The sequence below is a fragment of the Streptococcus sp. STC1396 genome (genome assembly GCF_058933875.1).
This window is the reverse complement of sequence record NZ_JBZYCU010000007.1, coordinates 19,714-35,010: the sequence shown is the minus strand read 5'-3', so window position 1 is coordinate 35,010 and position 15,297 is coordinate 19,714. Positions and strand designations below refer to the sequence as shown.

Sequence of the window (15,297 nt, the reverse complement as noted above, 5' to 3'; positions counted from 1 at the left end):
TTAGGAGTGGATACATGAAAATGTGGTTGATAAAAGTAACAGTCTTGAGTCTTGTTGGGATGATGTTTCACCAATTGGCAAGAATGAGCGGAGCGGGACTTTACCACTTTCCTTGGGAGATTTTTGCTAGCTTGGGAATGGCTAGTTATGTCCTAAAGGAAGCGACCAAGTTAGGCAAGAGGGGAGAGAAGAAATGAAAAAATCTCTATCCATCTTATTCATTGGATTTTCAATTGCTTTATGGTGTTTTCAGATGACGACAGGTCTCTTATTGGGATTTCTACCCCGGCAGTTCTATCTAGGTATCTGGGGGCTGATTCTAGCTATCTTTGTCATCTGGCCGTTCATCTATGATTTTATTAAGGAGGCAAGTCATGAAATTGATTGAAGTGAAAAAGTTATCTAAAAGCATTCGGGAGAAGGAAATCTTACGCCACATTTCCTTTGACATTGAAGAAGGGGATTGTGTGGCTCTGATTGGCCCCAACGGAGCAGGTAAAACAACTCTGATGGACTGTCTCCTAGGCGATAAATTCCTGACTTCCGGTCAAGCGCTGGTTCAGGGGCTAAAGCCAACGGATAATCGTTTAAAAGAGATGGTTGCCATTTTGCCTCAGGAAAATACAGTGGTGGGGGATTTGAAAGTCAAGGAACTCCTCGCTTTCTTTCGCTCTATTTATCCTAATAGCCTGTCTGAAGAGGAAATCGATGCCTTGTTGGGCTTTTCTGACAAGCAGAGGAACCAGCTGGCTTCCAAGCTCTCTGGTGGTCAAAAACGTCTTTTTTCCTTTATCTTAGCCTTGATTGGTCGTCCAAAGATTCTTTTCTTGGATGAACCGACTTCGGCCATGGACACTTCGACCCGCCAGCATTTCTGGGAAATAGTGGACCAGCTCAAGAAGCAAGGTGTGACCATTGTTTATTCTTCCCACTACATTGAAGAAGTAGAGCATACGGCTGACAGGATTTTGGTGCTTCATAAGGGAGAGCTCATCCGCGATACCACACCTTATGCCATGCGCAAGGAAGAGCAGGAAAAACACTTCACCCTGCCACTTTCCTATAAAGAAATCGTGGAAAAGATAGCTGGTGTGGCAGAGATTGAAATCAAGCAAAAGGCTCTATCTTTTGCGACCAAGGATGCCAGTCAAGTCTGGCAAATTCTGCAGGAGCATGGCTGTACGATTGAAGAAATCGAAGTCCGCAATCGCACCCTGCTGGATAGTATTTTTGAGACGACACAAGAGTAAAGGAGCAGCATCATGAAAAATATGGTAAGTTTAATGAAAATGGAGCTGATTTTGATGAAGCGGCAGGCGGCCTACTACCTGCTCTCTATCGGGCTGCCCAGCGTTTTCTATCTGATCTTTTCAGGAATAATGTCAGGTTCTGATGTACCGGTGCTTGTGCTCCAAACCTATCTCTTTTCTATGACACTTTTTAGTATCATGTCTAGTGCCTTTTTCAGCATTCCCAGCACCTTGCAGTCGGACAAGACCAATAACTGGCAAAAATTGATTCAGCATTCGCCCGTTTCTATGGTAGAATATTATGTATCAAAGCTTTTTAGTACTTTACTGACCTTTCTGCTTTCCATCATCGTGGTCTTCTCTGTCGGCCATTTCGTTCGTGGAGTCAATGTGCCCATGATGGACTGGCTAATGATTGCACTGATTCTTTTGATCGGTAGTCTGGTCTTTATCGCAATGGGCGTCTTGGTCAGTCTCCTGCCCAGTGCCCAGCTCATGTCGGTCGTAGGCAATATCGTTTATATGGCTTTAGCGGTCTTGGGTGGCCTTTGGTTTCCTCTGACTATGTTTCCAGACTGGCTACGATCCATCGGCAAGCTAACACCAAGTTATCAGCTCATGCAGGTGGTCTCTTCCTATTTGGAACACCATAACTGGAATGTGTCTGCTATGCTAATCGTTCTAGCCTATACCATTTTCTTTAGTATTTTAGTCCTTCAGCTCAAAAAACGGATTGAGGTTAAATAATTATATGTGGGAAAAGTTCAAAAACATACATCATATGTTTCATATTTCTCTGGTCTTTATCATCTTTCCAATAGCGGGTGTCATCAGTGGTGAGTACCCGCTTTTGACTTTGCTTTGGACAGCATTGTTTATAGGGGCCTATTACACCATCCTCACGGAGAAAAAGCCTTTCTACCAGGCGCTGTCCTGGTGGATCATGCTTGCTTATATTTTTTACACTTCCATTTGGCTGAATGGGGGCTTTGTGTGGTATATTTTTTATTTATCAAATCTTCTAATTTATCATTATAAGGAAATTTCCTTTACATCTTGGCGCTTCTGGAGTTTCTTAGCTATCCAACCGGCTATTTTGTTTGGGGTTTATATTCAAAATCAAATAAGTATAGGTGATTTGATTCTTTTCTCAACGACCTTTCTCTTTTCGGATTTCTTGACCCTGGGTCTGCATCGGATCCAAGTCGCTGAACAGCTCAAGGAAGAAAAAAGCAAGCAGAATGCTCAGCTCAATCTTTTCTTAGCGGAAAATGAGCGCAATCGAATCGGACGGGATTTACATGATAGTTTAGGACATACCTTTGCTATGCTCAGTGTCAAGACGGAGCTGGCCCAGCAATTCCTGCAAATGGAGGCCTACGAGCAGGCGGAGAAAGAGATGGAGGAAGTGCGACGAATCAGTAAGCAGGCCATGGCTGATGTTCGACGAATTGTAGACAATCTCAAGACGCGGACGCTGGATGAAGAATTAGCAACAATCCGAACCATGCTGGAAATGAGCGATATTGACTTGGAGCTTCATAATCAGCTCAATGTCGCCAGCATTCCTACGGAAATACAGTTTACCATTAGTATGATTTTGTTGGAATTGGCAACCAATATTATCAAGCATGCGGAGGCCAAGAAGTCCAGAATTGATTTGTATAGTCAGAACCGAGATTTGATCTTGGAAGTTGAAGATGACGGCCGAGGCTTTAAGCAAGTGACGGGCCAAGACTTGCATTCGGTACGTGAGCGCTTGGAGGGACTTGACGGTAGCGTGGAGGTCATCAGCAATCACAAGCCAACCATTATTCGCGTGCACTTGCCGTATAGGGTTAAAGGAGATGAAAGATGAAGGTATTATTAGCAGAAGACCAGAGTATGCTTCGGGATGCTCTTTGTCAGCTCTTGCAGTTGCAGCCAGATGTTGAAGTAGTTCATCAGGCGGCAGATGGACGTGAAGCCATGGAGCTGCTCAAGACCAATCCAGTCGATGTGGCTATCTTGGATGTGGAAATGCCCTATCAGACGGGACTGGATGTTCTAGAATGGATGAAGGAGTATCAGCCAGCTGTCAAGGTCATCATTGTGACGACTTTTAAGCGGCCAGGCTATTTTGAGCGAGCGGTCAAGGCGGATGTTGATGCCTACGTACTCAAGGAGCGTAGTATTGCTGACCTGATGAAGACCATCCATACTGTCTTGGCTGGACAAAAAGAATACTCGCCTGAACTTATGGAAGTGTTGATGACCCATAAAAATCCCCTCTCCCATCAAGAGCTTCTAGTCCTAGAGGCAGCAGCAACTGGGCTTTCTAATAAAGAAATTGCTGAAAAGCTCTATTTATCAAATGGGACCATTCGCAACTATATGTCAGCTATCCTGACCAAACTGGCAGCCGACAATCGCACAGAAGCGGTTCGGATCGCTCAAGATCAAGGATGGATATAAAGAACTTATCTCGTTAAATTCGGATTTAGCGAGATTTTGTTGCATATTTTGTTCAAAATTTAAAAAATTTCACGCAATACTTGCAATTTTTTTCAAAAATGTTATCATAGTAGAAAGCTTTTTGAATTTTTAGAAAATTGTAAATTAATAATTGAGATTAGACTGATTGTCCAAAATTAATCGGCAGCATTTCATTTTCAGGAATAGGGCTTTGCTGGCTGATGATATAAAAGTAGACACTTAGTTTTGAACATTCTCGATTTTAGAAAGGGGAATTATGGAGAAAATCAAACTGGAAACTCCGAAGACAGGTTCGGAACTTCTTTTAGAAACCTTAGAAAACTTAGGTGTTGATACTATTTTTGGTTATCCAGGCGGAGCGGTCCTGCCGCTTTATGACGCTATCTATAGTTTTAAAGGCATTCGTCATATTCTAGGTCGGCATGAGCAAGGTTGTGTCCATGAAGCTGAAGGTTACGCTAAGTCAACGGGTAAAATCGGTGTTGCTGTTGTGACTAGTGGACCGGGAGCGACCAACGCTATTACTGGCATCGCAGATGCTATGAGTGACAGTGTTCCCCTTTTGGTTTTCACTGGTCAGGTTGCCAAATCTGGAATTGGGAAAGATGCCTTCCAAGAAGCAGATATTGTTGGCATTACAACTCCTATCACTAAATATAATTATCAGGTTCGTGAAACTGCGGATATTCCGCGGATTATCACAGAAGCAATTCATATTGCGACGACAGGCCGTCCAGGTCCGGTTGTCATTGATCTTCCAAAAGATGTCTCTGCTTTGGAAACTGATTTTATTTATGATCCGGCTGTTCATTTGCCAAGTTACCAACCAACAATTGTTCCAAACGAATTGCAAATCAAGAAGATTTTGAAGCAATTGTCCAAAGCTAAAAAACCTGTTCTTGTATCAGGAGGTGGAGTTAGCTATGCGGAAGCAGCGACAGAATTAGTAGCTTTTGCGGAGCGTTATCAAATTCCGGTTGTGACGAGTCTGTTAGGACAGGGAACGATTGCGACAGATCATCCGCTTTTCCTAGGAATGGGCGGCATGCATGGTTCATTTGCTGCAAACATTGCTATGACAGAAGCTGATTTTATGATTAGCATAGGCTGCCGTTTTGATGACCGCTTGACGGGGAATCCCAAGACCTTTGCTAAGAATGCAAAGGTTGTGCATATTGATATCGATCCGGCAGAAATTGGAAAGATTATCAATGTCGATATTCCGGTTGTTGGAGACGCCAAGAAAGCTTTGACGATGCTTTTGGCAGAAGATCCCGTTCACAATAATACAAAAAAGTGGATTGACAAAGTAACCGAAGATAAAAATCGGGTTCGTTCTTATGACAAAAAAGAACGTGTGGTCCAGCCGCAGGCTGTCATTGAGTGTGTGGGCAAGCTAACCAAAGGAGAGGCCATTGTTGTTACAGATGTTGGACAACACCAGATGTGGACAGCTCAGTATTATCCCTATAAAAATGAACGTCAACTAGTCACTTCTGGTGGACTTGGAACCATGGGCTTCGGTGTCCCAGCTGCAATCGGTGCTAAAATTGCTAATCCAGATAAAGAAGTTGTTCTTTTTGTCGGGGATGGTGGCTATCAGATGACCAATCAGGAAATGGCCATCCTAAACATTTATAAAGTACCGATTAAGGTGATTATGCTGAATAATCATTCGTTAGGAATGGTTAGGCAATGGCAGGAAGCCTTTTATGAAGGCAGAACGTCGGAATCAGTTTTTGACAGCCTTCCAGACTTTCAATTAATGGCTCAGGCTTATGGCGTTAAATCTTATAAGTTTAACAATCCAGAAACCATTACTCAAGATTTGGAAGTCATCCGAGAAGATGTGCCGATGTTTATCGAAGTAGATATTTCCCGCAAAGAGCACGTGCTTCCAATGGTGCCAGCTGGCAAGAGCAATCATGAAATGTTGGGGGTGAAGTTTAATGCGTAGAATGTTAACAGCTAAACTCCAAAACCGTTCAGGCGTTTTGAATCGTTTCACAGGTGTCCTTTCTCGGCGTCAGGTTAATATTGAAAGTATCTCAGTCGGTCCGACAGAGACTCCTGATGTTTCTCGGATTACCATTATAATCGATGTGGCTTCTCTGGCTGAAGTGGAGCAGATTATCAAGCAGCTTAACCGTCAAATTGATGTGATCCGTGTTCGAGACATCACCGACCATCCACATTTAGAGCGCGAAGTGATTCTCGTTAAGGTCTCGGCTCCTGCAGATAAACGGGCAGAGCTGTTAGCGATTATTCAGCCTTTCCGTGCAACAGTCGTGGATGTCGCACCGAGTTCCATCACTATTCAAATGACAGGGGATGCTGAAAAAAGCGAGGCCTTGCTTCGTGTCATCCGTCCTTATGGTATCCGCAACATTGCTCGGACTGGAGCAATCGGTTTTACGAGAGACTAACCTTACTAATGACTCCGTTATAACAGCCTAAAAAGGCAAATAAAAGATAGAAAAGAGTGTAAAAGATGGCAGTAACAATGGAATATGAAAAAGATGTAAAAGTAGCAGCACTTGACGGTAAGAAAATTGCCGTGATTGGCTATGGTTCACAAGGTCATGCCCATGCGCAAAACTTGCGTGATACTGGCCATGATGTGATTATCGGTGTGCGTCCAGGTAAGTCATTTGACAAGGCTAAAGAAGATGGCTTTGAGACTTATACAGTAGCAGAAGCGGCTAAATTGGCTGATGTCATCATGATCTTGGCGCCAGACGAAATCCAACAAGAGCTTTATGAAGCGGAAATCGCTCCAAATTTGGAGGCTGGTAATGCTGTTGGTTTTGCACATGGCTTCAATATCCATTTTGAATTTATCAAGGTTCCTGCTGATGTAGATGTCTTCATGTGTGCTCCTAAGGGACCTGGTCACTTGGTGCGCCGTACCTTTGAAGAAGGCTTTGGTGTGCCTGCTCTGTATGCAGTTTACCAAGATGCGACTGGAAATGCTAAAGACATCGCCATGGATTGGTGTAAGGGTGTTGGTTGTGCCCGTGTTGGACTTCTTGAAACAACTTATAAAGAAGAAACAGAAGAAGATCTCTTTGGTGAACAAGCCGTTCTCTGCGGTGGCTTGACTGCCCTGATTGAAGCTGGATTTGAAGTCTTGACCGAAGCTGGCTATGCACCAGAATTGGCTTACTTTGAAGTTCTTCACGAAATGAAACTCATCGTTGACTTGATCTACGAAGGTGGTTTCAAGAAGATGCGCCAATCCATCTCAAACACAGCTGAATATGGTGATTATGTATCTGGTCCGCGCGTGATTACAGAGCAAGTTAAAGAAAACATGAAGGCTGTTCTTGCTGACATCCAAAATGGTAAATTCGCAAACGACTTTGTAAACGACTACAAGGCAGGTCGTCCGAAATTGACTGCTTATCGCGAACAAGCGGCTAACCTTGAAATTGAAAAAGTCGGTGCTGAATTGCGTAAAGCGATGCCATTCGTTGGTAAAAACGATGACGATGCTTTCAAAATCTACAACTAAGATCGTGTGGGAAACTCAGCTGGCAAGCCAGCTGAGTTTGTTTAACCTATTTGGAAAGGAAAAGGAATGTTAACAGCAAAAGATATCATCCGTGCCCATAAGGTACTAAAAGATGTCGTTGTCAATACGCCGCTTGATTATGACCATTATTTGTCGGAGAAGTATGGAGCCAAGATTTATCTAAAAAAAGAAAATTCTCAACGTGTGCGCTCCTTCAAAATCCGTGGAGCCTATTATGCCATTTCTCAGTTGAGCAAGGAGGAACGCGAACGTGGAGTTGTTTGTGCTTCTGCGGGTAATCATGCTCAGGGAGTAGCTTATACTTGTAATGAAATGAAAATTCCAGCGACAATTTTTATGCCCATTACGACTCCTCAGCAGAAAATTAGTCAGGTTCGCTTTTTTGGTGGGGACTTTGTGACTATCAAGCTAGTAGGTGACACTTTTGATGCTTCTGCTCGGGCAGCCATGGAATTTACCCGAGTAGAGAATCGGACCTTTATCGATCCTTTTGATAATGTTCATGTTCAGGCTGGTCAGGGAACGGTTGGCTATGAAATCTTAGATGATGCGGCTCGAGAATCCATTGATTTAGACCTAGTTTTTGTGCCAGTAGGTGGCGGTGGTCTCATCGCGGGGGTATCCACTTATATTAAGGAGACCCAGCCACAGATTGAGATTATTGGAGTAGAGGCCAATGGAGCCCGTAGCATGAAGGCTGCTTTCGATGCAGGCGGTCCAGTCAAACTTAAAGAAATTGATAAATTTGCGGATGGCATTGCGGTGCAGAAAGTCGGCTCTTTGACTTACGAAGTAACGCAAAAAAATGTCGAAACCCTTATCGGCGTCGATGAAGGTCTGATTTCAGAAACGCTGATCGACCTTTATTCGAAGCAGGGAATCGTAGCAGAGCCAGCAGGGGCAGCAAGTGTAGCAGCCTTGGAAGTGTTGCGTGAATATATCAAAGGAAAAACGATTTGCTGTATCATTTCGGGCGGTAATAATGACATTAACCGTATGCCGGAGATGGAAGAGCGTGCCCTTATTTATGATGGGATTAAACACTACTTTGTGGTAAACTTCCCGCAGCGACCAGGTGCCTTACGTGAATTTGTAAATGATATTTTAGGGCCAAATGATGATATCACCCGATTTGAATATATCAAGCGGGCTAGCAAAGGAACTGGTCCAGTCTTGATTGGGATTGCACTGGCAAACAAGTATGACTATGCTGCACTGATTAATCGAATTGAGCAGTTTGACCCATCCTTCATCAATCTGAACGGAAATGAAACTCTTTATAATATGTTGGTCTGAATCTAAAGATATTTTAGCAAAACTCTGCTTTTTAATTGCAAGCGATTGAGGAGTGTGCTAGAATATACTATATTAAATTAAGGAGATGTGATTATGTTTTTAAGTCTATTCTTTTTCTTCTTTCTCATTCTCTTGGTTCTCTTTGGAATACTAGTCCTCAGCTCGCTCTACGTTGTGCGTCAGCAGTCTGTTGCCATCATTGAGCGTTTTGGACGTTACCACAAGACCAGCACAAGTGGGATGAATATCCGTTTGCCTTTGGGAATTGACAAAATTGCCGCTCGTGTCCAGTTGCGTTTGTTGCAGAGTGACATCATTGTTGAGACCAAGACTCAGGACAATGTCTTTGTGACCATGAATGTTGCGACCCAGTATCGGGTAAATGAACACAATGTCACAGATGCTTACTATAAACTCATGCGGCCAGAAGCACAGATTAAGTCTTACATCGAAGATGCCCTGCGTTCTTCTGTTCCTAAACTGACCTTAGACGAGCTCTTTGAAAAGAAAGACGAGATTGCCTTAGAAGTTCAAAAGCAGGTGGCTGAAGAAATGTCCACTTATGGCTATATCATTGTCAAAACCTTGATTACTAAGGTTGAGCCAGATGCGGAAGTCAAGCAGTCCATGAATGAAATTAACGCGGCGCAGCGCAAGCGTGTTGCTGCTCAGGAATTGGCGGAAGCAGATAAGATCAAAATCGTCACTGCGGCTGAGGCTGAGGCTGAGAAAGACCGTCTGCACGGGGTTGGTATTGCAGAGCAGCGGAAGGCTATTGTGGATGGCTTAGCAGATTCTATTAAAGAGTTGAAAGGCGCAAATATTGAGTTGACAGAAGAGCAGATCATGTCCATTTTGTTGACCAATCAATATCTTGACACACTGAATAATTTTGCAGATAAACCTGGCAATAATACGCTTTTCCTTCCAGCGAATCCAGAAGGGGTAGAAAGTATTAGAACACAGATACTTTCAGCCCTCAAAGCAAAATAAAGAATTTTCAGAAATATTTAATTTGTTAGAATATGGTTTTTTATGTTGACAAACTGTATAAAAACAATTATAGTAGTTATCGAAATAAATAGAGAGGAGTAAGAAATGGCTAAATCGAATTTTGAAAAAGTAGAATCAGTTGTTGGTTGGGTTCGTGACAAAAAAATTACAGGTTACCGTATTAGTAAAGAAACAAACGCGCGTGAAATGTCAATTATTGCTCTTGCTCAAGGACGGGCAAAAGTAAAGAATATTTCTTTTGAAACAGCTCTTGGCTTGATTGATTTCTACGACAAAAATCATGAAAAGTTTGAAGACTAATCTTCAAAAAGTGGGGAAACCCGCTTTTTTTGTTTTTGTAAATAAAAACACAAGACGGTTGAGTTTTGACCGTCTTGTGTTGTAAATTGTTTATTTCAAAAAGCGCTGTAGGAATTCTTTTGTCCGTTCTTCTTTAGGATTGGTAAAGAATTCCTGCGGAGTGCCTTCCTCTGCAATGACTCCTTTATCCATGAAAATAACACGGTTGGAAACATCACGGGCGAACTCCATTTCGTGGGTCACGACAATCATGGTCAGGCCTTCTTTAGCCAATTCTTTCATGATTTTCAGGACTTCACCGACCATTTCTGGGTCAAGAGCCGAAGTTGGTTCATCGAAAAGGATAGCATCAGGATTCATGGAAAGTGCACGCGCAATGGCAACCCGCTGTTTTTGTCCGCCGGAGAGCTGTTTAGGCTTGGCTTGCCAGTAGAGCTCTCCCATGCCCACCTTTTCCAGATTTTCTTTGGCAATCTTTTCTGCCTTAGCACGCTCTCTTTTGAGTACGGTTGTCTGAGCTACGATGGTATTTTCCAGCACATTGAGATTTTCAAAAAGATTGAAACTTTGGAACACCATACCTAATTTTTCGCGGTAATGAGTCAGATCATAGTTTTCATCCAAGACGTTTTTGCCACGATAGAGAATTTCGCCAGCAGTAGGTGTTTCGAGGAGGTTGATGGAGCGGAGAAAAGTTGATTTTCCGCTACCAGAACTTCCGATAATGGAGATAACTTCGCCCTTGCGGACAGTCAGAGAAATGTCTTTCAAGACTTCATTCTCTCCATAGTATTTTTTGAGATGTTTGATTTCTAAAATTGTTTCGGTCATTGTTTCAATTCTCCCGTCTGCATTTGATTGGCACCTGTTGTGTAATGATCTGTGTCAAATTTCCGCTCGATGAAACGTAAGATTCGAGTGACGGTAAAGGTCAAGACAAAGTAAATGACTGCGATAATGGTGAAAGTTTGGAAATACTGATAAGTCTGAGTTGCAATGGTATTTCCTGAGAAGTAGAGCTCCACTACGGAGATGACATTCAGGACGGATGTATCCTTGATATTGATGACAAATTCATTACCCGTTGCAGGCAAAATGTTGCGGACCACCTGTGGCAGGACAACCTTACGCATGGTTTGGCCGTGGGTCATTCCTAGCGCAGTAGCCGCTTCGAATTGTCCCTTGTCAACGGCAAAGATACCACCGCGGACAATCTCACTCATATAGGCACCGGTATTGATAGAAACGATAAAGATAGCGGCAGCTGTCCGGTCAATCGAAATGCCAAAAGCCTGGGCTGTTCCATAGTAGATGACCATAGACTGTACAATCATTGGTGTACCGCGGAAAACTTCGATATAGATATTCAAGAACCAACCGAATAGTTTTTGTAGGGAAGCTAAAACTTTATTTTTGGAAACTGGGGCTGTCCGGTAAACTCCAATCAGCAAGCCGATCAGTAGACCAGCAACTGTCCCTGTGATGGAAATGAGCAAGGTCAAGCCAGCTCCACGTACAAACTGTGGCCAGTTTTCTTTCCAAATCTTCAGTACTTGATTGAAGAAGGTATCATCAGCATCGTCTGTATCGGTGTCCACAGGCTGAGTTTTGATCATCTGATCCATCAGCTTCACTTGGTCATCCATTGAGATTTTAGCGATGGCAGCATTGGCTTGGTCAATTCGACTGTCACCTTTACGCATACCGATGGCAATTGAGGCGTCTTCTTCGCTAACATCAAAACCTTGCTTGAATTGGATCATTTTGAACTTAGAATTAGCAGCTTCGGCTGTCAGGGCTTCAGGGCGCTCGGAGATATAGCCGTCAATGACGCCAGATTCCAAGGCTTGGCGCATTTGCGCAAAGTCTCCCATAGCTGTTTCTTGCTTTGCTCCAGGCAGCTGGGAAATCAGATTGTAAAGATAAACTCCTTGTTGGGAAGTGATTTTGGCATCTTTGAAGTCTTCGAGAGTCTTGGCTTTGGCGTAGTCACCGTCTTTTCGGACCAGCACAACAGGCTCACTGGTGTAGTAGCTGTCGGAAAAAGCGATTTCTTTTTTACGTTCAGCCGTTGGGCTCATACCAGCGATAATCATATCGATTTTACCAGATGTCAAGGCTGGAATCAGTCCATTCCAAGAAGTCTTTACAACCAGCGGATCCTTGCCCATTTCCTGAGCAATTTTCTTAGCAATTTGGACATCATAGCCATTGGCATATTGATTTGTTCCTTCGATTTTGACAGCTCCGTTTGAATCATCATCCTGTGTCCAGTTGAAAGGAGCATAGGCCGCTTCCATCCCAATTCGGAGATAGTCATCTGCCTGAGCCACAGTGAGGGTTCCCAGACAGACGAGGAGGGCTGTAAATAAGGTTAAAATGAACTTTTTCATATTCTCTCCTAGTCCTTCTAAAATTGTTTTCTCTATTCTACCGAAAAATACGGCGCTTTTCAATCCCAGTAAGCCCTTACTTAAGAAAAATGCTATAATAGGATAAGTATAAAAAGGATATTGAGTTATGAAAAAGTATTTGTCTGGAATTTTTGTCCTTCTTTTAAGTTTTTTCTTTGTTGGGACGGTGTCGGCTTTGGACTATCAAATCCAGTCCTATCAAGGGGATTTGGAAATCCAAGCTAATAATACAGCAACCTACATAGAGCAGGTGACTTATCATTTTGATGATGATTACAATGGCCAGATTGTTTCGCTGGGCTCTGCTGGTAAAATGCCAGAAGGATTTTCTATCGCTTCGGATCCGACTGTTTCCGTAAAAACCAATGGAATCACAAAGTCTAACTTTGAGCCACAAATCACAGATTTAGGAGATGGTTATGAGGTCAAGATTTACAATGCGGGCCAAGAAGGGGATACGGTCACTGTAACAGTCACCTGGAAGTTGAGTAATCTTCTTTTTCTTCATAAGGATATTGCTGAGCTAAAGTGGACTCCTATCAGTGATTGGGAAGAGAAGATTAAAAGTGTTAGGATTAAGGTTTGGGGCCTAGGAAGCTGGTCTACAACAGAGATGTATGCTCATACAGGCTATTTTGGGCAGCCGACTGTTGTAGAGAGGAATGGCGCCGACTATTGGATTCAGATCTCTCATTTACCTAGTGGTAAGAAAGTCGAATTGCATGGATACTGGGATCGGCAGGCCCTACATCAGGTTGCCCAGAATCCGACGGAAACTGACTATCTGAAAAAATTTCAAGAAATTGAAGAGAAGATTGTGGCTCAGACCAAGTTTTATCATCGCTCGGGAGAAGTTTATCTGCCTCTCTTTGCCTTGTTTTTGCTGATAGCTTCGGGAATATGTTATCTGATTTTTCGTTCTAAGATTCAACCTAGAAAGAATTTCCCCAAAAACGCTCGACTTTATGAAGCTCCGCAAAATCTCGCCCCGCTGGTCCTAGCGGCTAATATCTTTGCCGTGGATATGGAGGAAGTCGATCCGACAAATGGCGGACGAGCTTGTTTAAAATTTGAAAATCTGGTACAGGCTAGCCTGCTGGATCTGATGGATCGAGGCCATATCCAGCTTTTGGGAGATGTCGATAAGCCGGTCCTGAAGCTGCTTTCTAAAGAAGGTTTGTCAGATTTTGAAGGTCAATTCCTGAAGATGGCTTTTGGGACAAATAAACAAGTGGCAGTAGCGGATTTGTTTGAAGATTATCAGATTTCAGAAGATCTTTATAAAAATAAAAAAGCAAAAGATGAGGCACGAATCCGCCAAATTGGAAGTAGCATTAAAAATCGTTTTACGGCTAATCTACAGACCTTGTCTGATCAAGTACGCTTGGAGACTCAACGTCTGAACTTGCTGAACCACTATCGCCCATTAAACCGAGAAGAAAAATTATTATTTAGAACAGCGCTGGCTGCTAGTTTTCTTTCCTTTGGGACATCTCTGCTGACTTTCTTGGCCTTTCTGCTGGCTTTAGATGGTATTATCTGGTCTTCTATTCCACTGGGCAGCCTTGCTTTTCTTATGGGTTCTCTACTGATAAAAGACCTGCAGATCTATCGGCGTGATGGTATTTTAAGTGAAGAAGGAGCCTACGATTTTTATCTCTGGAAGAGCTTTGCCAATATGCTGCGTGACATTGCTCACCTAGATAAGACAGAGGTGGAGGGAATCATTCTGTGGAACCGTCTCTTGGTCTATGCTACGCTCTTTGGTTATGCGGATCGTGTCAGTCGCGTGATGAAACTGCGCCAGATTTCCTTGGGAAATGCTTCGATGGATGGCTATATCCAATATAATCTGCACCCTCTTTTCTATGCAAGTTCCCATAGTTTTTCAAATTATGGTCATGTTGCTTCAACGGCCAGTCATTTCTCGGTTTCATCGGGAGGTAGTGGTGGCGGTGGCTTCTCTGGCGGAGGCGGAGGCGGAGGTGGCGGAGCCTTTTGATAAAAAGCTAGCGAAAGGCTCTGGGAGAACTTCCCCTCTCCCCCAATATATGGTATAATAAGTGCTAAAGTTGTTTTAGGAGTTAGATATGTTTATCGTTGAAATATTGAAATCCATCATTTATGGAATTGTTGAGGGAATTACGGAGTGGCTGCCGATTTCGAGCACTGGCCACTTGATTCTGATTCAAGATTTTATCAAGTATAAAAATGAAAATCCAGCCTTCATGGAGATGTTCAATGTGGTCATCCAGCTGGGAGCTATTTTGGCCGTTGTTGTGATTTATTTTGATAAGCTGAATCCTTTTAAGCCTGGTAAAACTGCGCGGGAAATTCGTCGCACGTGGCAGTTGTGGGCTAAGGTAGTGGTAGCAGCTTTCCCTGCAGCTTTTATTGGCCTTTTCCTAGATGACTGGTTTGAAGCGCATTTTTATAATCTAGTATCCGTTGCGATTATGCTGATTGTCTATGGAGCAGCCTTTATCTATCTGGAGCGGCGGGAGCAAGAAGCACCAACTGTGACAGAGTTGAGTAAGCTTCCCTATCAAACAGCCCTTTATATCGGCCTTTTCCAAGTTTTATCCCTCTTTCCAGGGACGAGCCGCTCAGGTGCGACGATTGTCGGCGGTCTTTTAAATGGTGTCAGCCGGCCCGTTGTGACAGAGTTTACCTTCTATCTGGGAATTCCGATTATGTTTGGTGCCAGCGGCCTGAAAATCCTTAAATTCATCATCAAGGGTAATGCTTTAGGCTGGGATCAGTTTTTCCTTTTGCTAGTAGCGATGGGAGTGGCTTTCGGAGTCAGTTTAGTTGTGATTCGTTTTCTGACAGACTATGTCAAGAAGCATGATTTTACTATTTTTGGTAAATATCGGATTGGATTGGGAGCTTTGTTGATAGTTTATGCTCTTATCAAGGCGATTATTGGATAATCATGGGTTGGGATATTTCCCGACCTTTTCTTTGTGAAGTTTGCTAGCTATTTTTTGAAATAAGTGCGAAATTTTAGTAT

Annotated in this window: 16 protein-coding genes; 14 read left to right on the top strand and 2 right to left on the bottom strand. The window is 43.1% G+C overall.

The features are described from left to right. The first annotated feature begins 14 nt into the window (after positions 1–14). The 12 genes from AC5FEC_RS03660 (at position 15) to AC5FEC_RS03605 (ending at position 9,870) form a co-directional block, all read left to right on the top strand. Positions 15–197: a hypothetical protein gene (locus AC5FEC_RS03660; protein WP_493661333.1), complete on the top strand. Its 183-nt coding sequence runs from the start codon at positions 15–17 to the stop codon at positions 195–197. Continuing rightward, positions 194–388, top strand: a complete 195-nt coding sequence (locus AC5FEC_RS03655) for a hypothetical protein (RefSeq protein WP_493661332.1) — start codon at positions 194–196, stop codon at positions 386–388. Before AC5FEC_RS03660 ends, AC5FEC_RS03655 begins: the two co-directional genes overlap by 4 nt. Next, positions 375–1,250: an ABC transporter ATP-binding protein gene (locus AC5FEC_RS03650; protein WP_493661331.1), complete on the top strand. Its 876-nt coding sequence runs from the start codon at positions 375–377 to the stop codon at positions 1,248–1,250. The genes AC5FEC_RS03655 and AC5FEC_RS03650 overlap by 14 nt, the downstream gene beginning before the upstream one ends. A gap of 12 nt (positions 1,251–1,262) precedes the next feature. Next, positions 1,263–1,997: an ABC transporter permease gene (locus AC5FEC_RS03645; protein WP_037616110.1), complete on the top strand. Its 735-nt coding sequence runs from the start codon at positions 1,263–1,265 to the stop codon at positions 1,995–1,997. 4 nt (positions 1,998–2,001) lie between these two features. Beyond that, the gene (locus tag AC5FEC_RS03640) at positions 2,002–3,108 is read left to right on the top strand and encodes a sensor histidine kinase (RefSeq protein WP_493661364.1); all 1,107 of its coding nucleotides are present in this window, start codon (positions 2,002–2,004) and stop codon (positions 3,106–3,108) included. Next, a complete protein-coding gene (locus AC5FEC_RS03635) occupies positions 3,105–3,704 on the top strand; it encodes a response regulator (RefSeq protein WP_493661330.1) in 600 nt (199 codons plus the stop codon). The genes AC5FEC_RS03640 and AC5FEC_RS03635 overlap by 4 nt, the downstream gene beginning before the upstream one ends. A gap of 277 nt (positions 3,705–3,981) precedes the next feature. After that, the gene (locus AC5FEC_RS03630) at positions 3,982–5,682 is read left to right on the top strand and encodes an acetolactate synthase large subunit (protein ID WP_493661329.1); all 1,701 of its coding nucleotides are present in this window, start codon (positions 3,982–3,984) and stop codon (positions 5,680–5,682) included. Further along, entirely contained in the window at positions 5,675–6,151 is a 477-nt protein-coding gene (ilvN, locus tag AC5FEC_RS03625) for an acetolactate synthase small subunit (protein WP_037616118.1), read from the top strand. The genes AC5FEC_RS03630 and ilvN overlap by 8 nt, the downstream gene beginning before the upstream one ends. 65 nt (positions 6,152–6,216) lie before the next feature. Next, entirely contained in the window at positions 6,217–7,239 is a 1,023-nt protein-coding gene (gene ilvC, locus AC5FEC_RS03620; RefSeq protein WP_037616121.1) for a ketol-acid reductoisomerase, read from the top strand. A 66-nt stretch (positions 7,240–7,305) separates the two neighbouring features. Beyond that, the gene (gene ilvA, locus AC5FEC_RS03615) at positions 7,306–8,556 is read left to right on the top strand and encodes a threonine ammonia-lyase IlvA (RefSeq protein WP_493661328.1); all 1,251 of its coding nucleotides are present in this window, start codon (positions 7,306–7,308) and stop codon (positions 8,554–8,556) included. Between the two features lie 93 nt (positions 8,557–8,649). Next, positions 8,650–9,549, top strand: a complete 900-nt coding sequence (locus AC5FEC_RS03610; RefSeq protein ID WP_037616125.1) for an SPFH domain-containing protein — start codon at positions 8,650–8,652, stop codon at positions 9,547–9,549. A gap of 105 nt (positions 9,550–9,654) precedes the next feature. Next, positions 9,655–9,870 carry a capsule biosynthesis transcriptional regulator gene (locus AC5FEC_RS03605; protein ID WP_001130035.1) on the top strand — a complete coding sequence of 72 codons (216 nt, stop codon included), beginning with the start codon at positions 9,655–9,657 and terminating at the stop codon, positions 9,868–9,870. A 90-nt stretch (positions 9,871–9,960) separates the two neighbouring features. On the opposite strand, the gene AC5FEC_RS03600 is transcribed toward AC5FEC_RS03605, so the two are convergent. Both AC5FEC_RS03600 and AC5FEC_RS03595 read right to left on the bottom strand, forming a co-directional pair. After that, entirely contained in the window at positions 9,961–10,701 is a 741-nt protein-coding gene (locus AC5FEC_RS03600; protein WP_037616127.1) for an amino acid ABC transporter ATP-binding protein, read from the bottom strand. After that, positions 10,698–12,263 carry an ABC transporter substrate-binding protein/permease gene (locus tag AC5FEC_RS03595; RefSeq protein ID WP_493661327.1) on the bottom strand — a complete coding sequence of 522 codons (1,566 nt, stop codon included), beginning with the start codon at positions 12,261–12,263 and terminating at the stop codon, positions 10,698–10,700. The genes AC5FEC_RS03600 and AC5FEC_RS03595 overlap by 4 nt, the downstream gene beginning before the upstream one ends. A gap of 127 nt (positions 12,264–12,390) precedes the next feature. On the opposite strand from AC5FEC_RS03595, the gene AC5FEC_RS03590 reads away from it, so the two are divergent. Together AC5FEC_RS03590 and AC5FEC_RS03585 are read left to right on the top strand one after the other, a co-directional pair. Beyond that, on the top strand, positions 12,391–14,286 hold the full coding sequence (locus tag AC5FEC_RS03590; protein ID WP_493661326.1) for a DUF2207 family protein: 1,896 nt from the start codon (positions 12,391–12,393) through the stop codon (positions 14,284–14,286). 88 nt (positions 14,287–14,374) lie between these two features. Next, positions 14,375–15,217: an undecaprenyl-diphosphate phosphatase gene (locus tag AC5FEC_RS03585; RefSeq protein WP_037616134.1), complete on the top strand. Its 843-nt coding sequence runs from the start codon at positions 14,375–14,377 to the stop codon at positions 15,215–15,217. Positions 15,218–15,297: the final 80 nt, after the last annotated feature.

Coding starts and splice junctions, on each gene's coding strand:
- AC5FEC_RS03660 (WP_493661333.1), top strand. CDS start 15: ATGAAAATGTGGTTGATAAAAGTAACAGTCTTGAGTCTTGTTGGGATG.
- AC5FEC_RS03655 (WP_493661332.1), top strand. CDS start 194: ATGAAAAAATCTCTATCCATCTTATTCATTGGATTTTCAATTGCTTTA.
- AC5FEC_RS03650 (WP_493661331.1), top strand. CDS start 375: ATGAAATTGATTGAAGTGAAAAAGTTATCTAAAAGCATTCGGGAGAAG.
- AC5FEC_RS03645 (WP_037616110.1), top strand. CDS start 1,263: ATGAAAAATATGGTAAGTTTAATGAAAATGGAGCTGATTTTGATGAAG.
- AC5FEC_RS03640 (WP_493661364.1), top strand. CDS start 2,002: ATGTGGGAAAAGTTCAAAAACATACATCATATGTTTCATATTTCTCTG.
- AC5FEC_RS03635 (WP_493661330.1), top strand. CDS start 3,105: ATGAAGGTATTATTAGCAGAAGACCAGAGTATGCTTCGGGATGCTCTT.
- AC5FEC_RS03630 (WP_493661329.1), top strand. CDS start 3,982: ATGGAGAAAATCAAACTGGAAACTCCGAAGACAGGTTCGGAACTTCTT.
- ilvN (WP_037616118.1), top strand. CDS start 5,675: ATGCGTAGAATGTTAACAGCTAAACTCCAAAACCGTTCAGGCGTTTTG.
- ilvC (WP_037616121.1), top strand. CDS start 6,217: ATGGCAGTAACAATGGAATATGAAAAAGATGTAAAAGTAGCAGCACTT.
- ilvA (WP_493661328.1), top strand. CDS start 7,306: ATGTTAACAGCAAAAGATATCATCCGTGCCCATAAGGTACTAAAAGAT.
- AC5FEC_RS03610 (WP_037616125.1), top strand. CDS start 8,650: ATGTTTTTAAGTCTATTCTTTTTCTTCTTTCTCATTCTCTTGGTTCTC.
- AC5FEC_RS03605 (WP_001130035.1), top strand. CDS start 9,655: ATGGCTAAATCGAATTTTGAAAAAGTAGAATCAGTTGTTGGTTGGGTT.
- AC5FEC_RS03600 (WP_037616127.1), bottom strand. CDS start 10,701: ATGACCGAAACAATTTTAGAAATCAAACATCTCAAAAAATACTATGGA.
- AC5FEC_RS03595 (WP_493661327.1), bottom strand. CDS start 12,263: ATGAAAAAGTTCATTTTAACCTTATTTACAGCCCTCCTCGTCTGTCTG.
- AC5FEC_RS03590 (WP_493661326.1), top strand. CDS start 12,391: ATGAAAAAGTATTTGTCTGGAATTTTTGTCCTTCTTTTAAGTTTTTTC.
- AC5FEC_RS03585 (WP_037616134.1), top strand. CDS start 14,375: ATGTTTATCGTTGAAATATTGAAATCCATCATTTATGGAATTGTTGAG.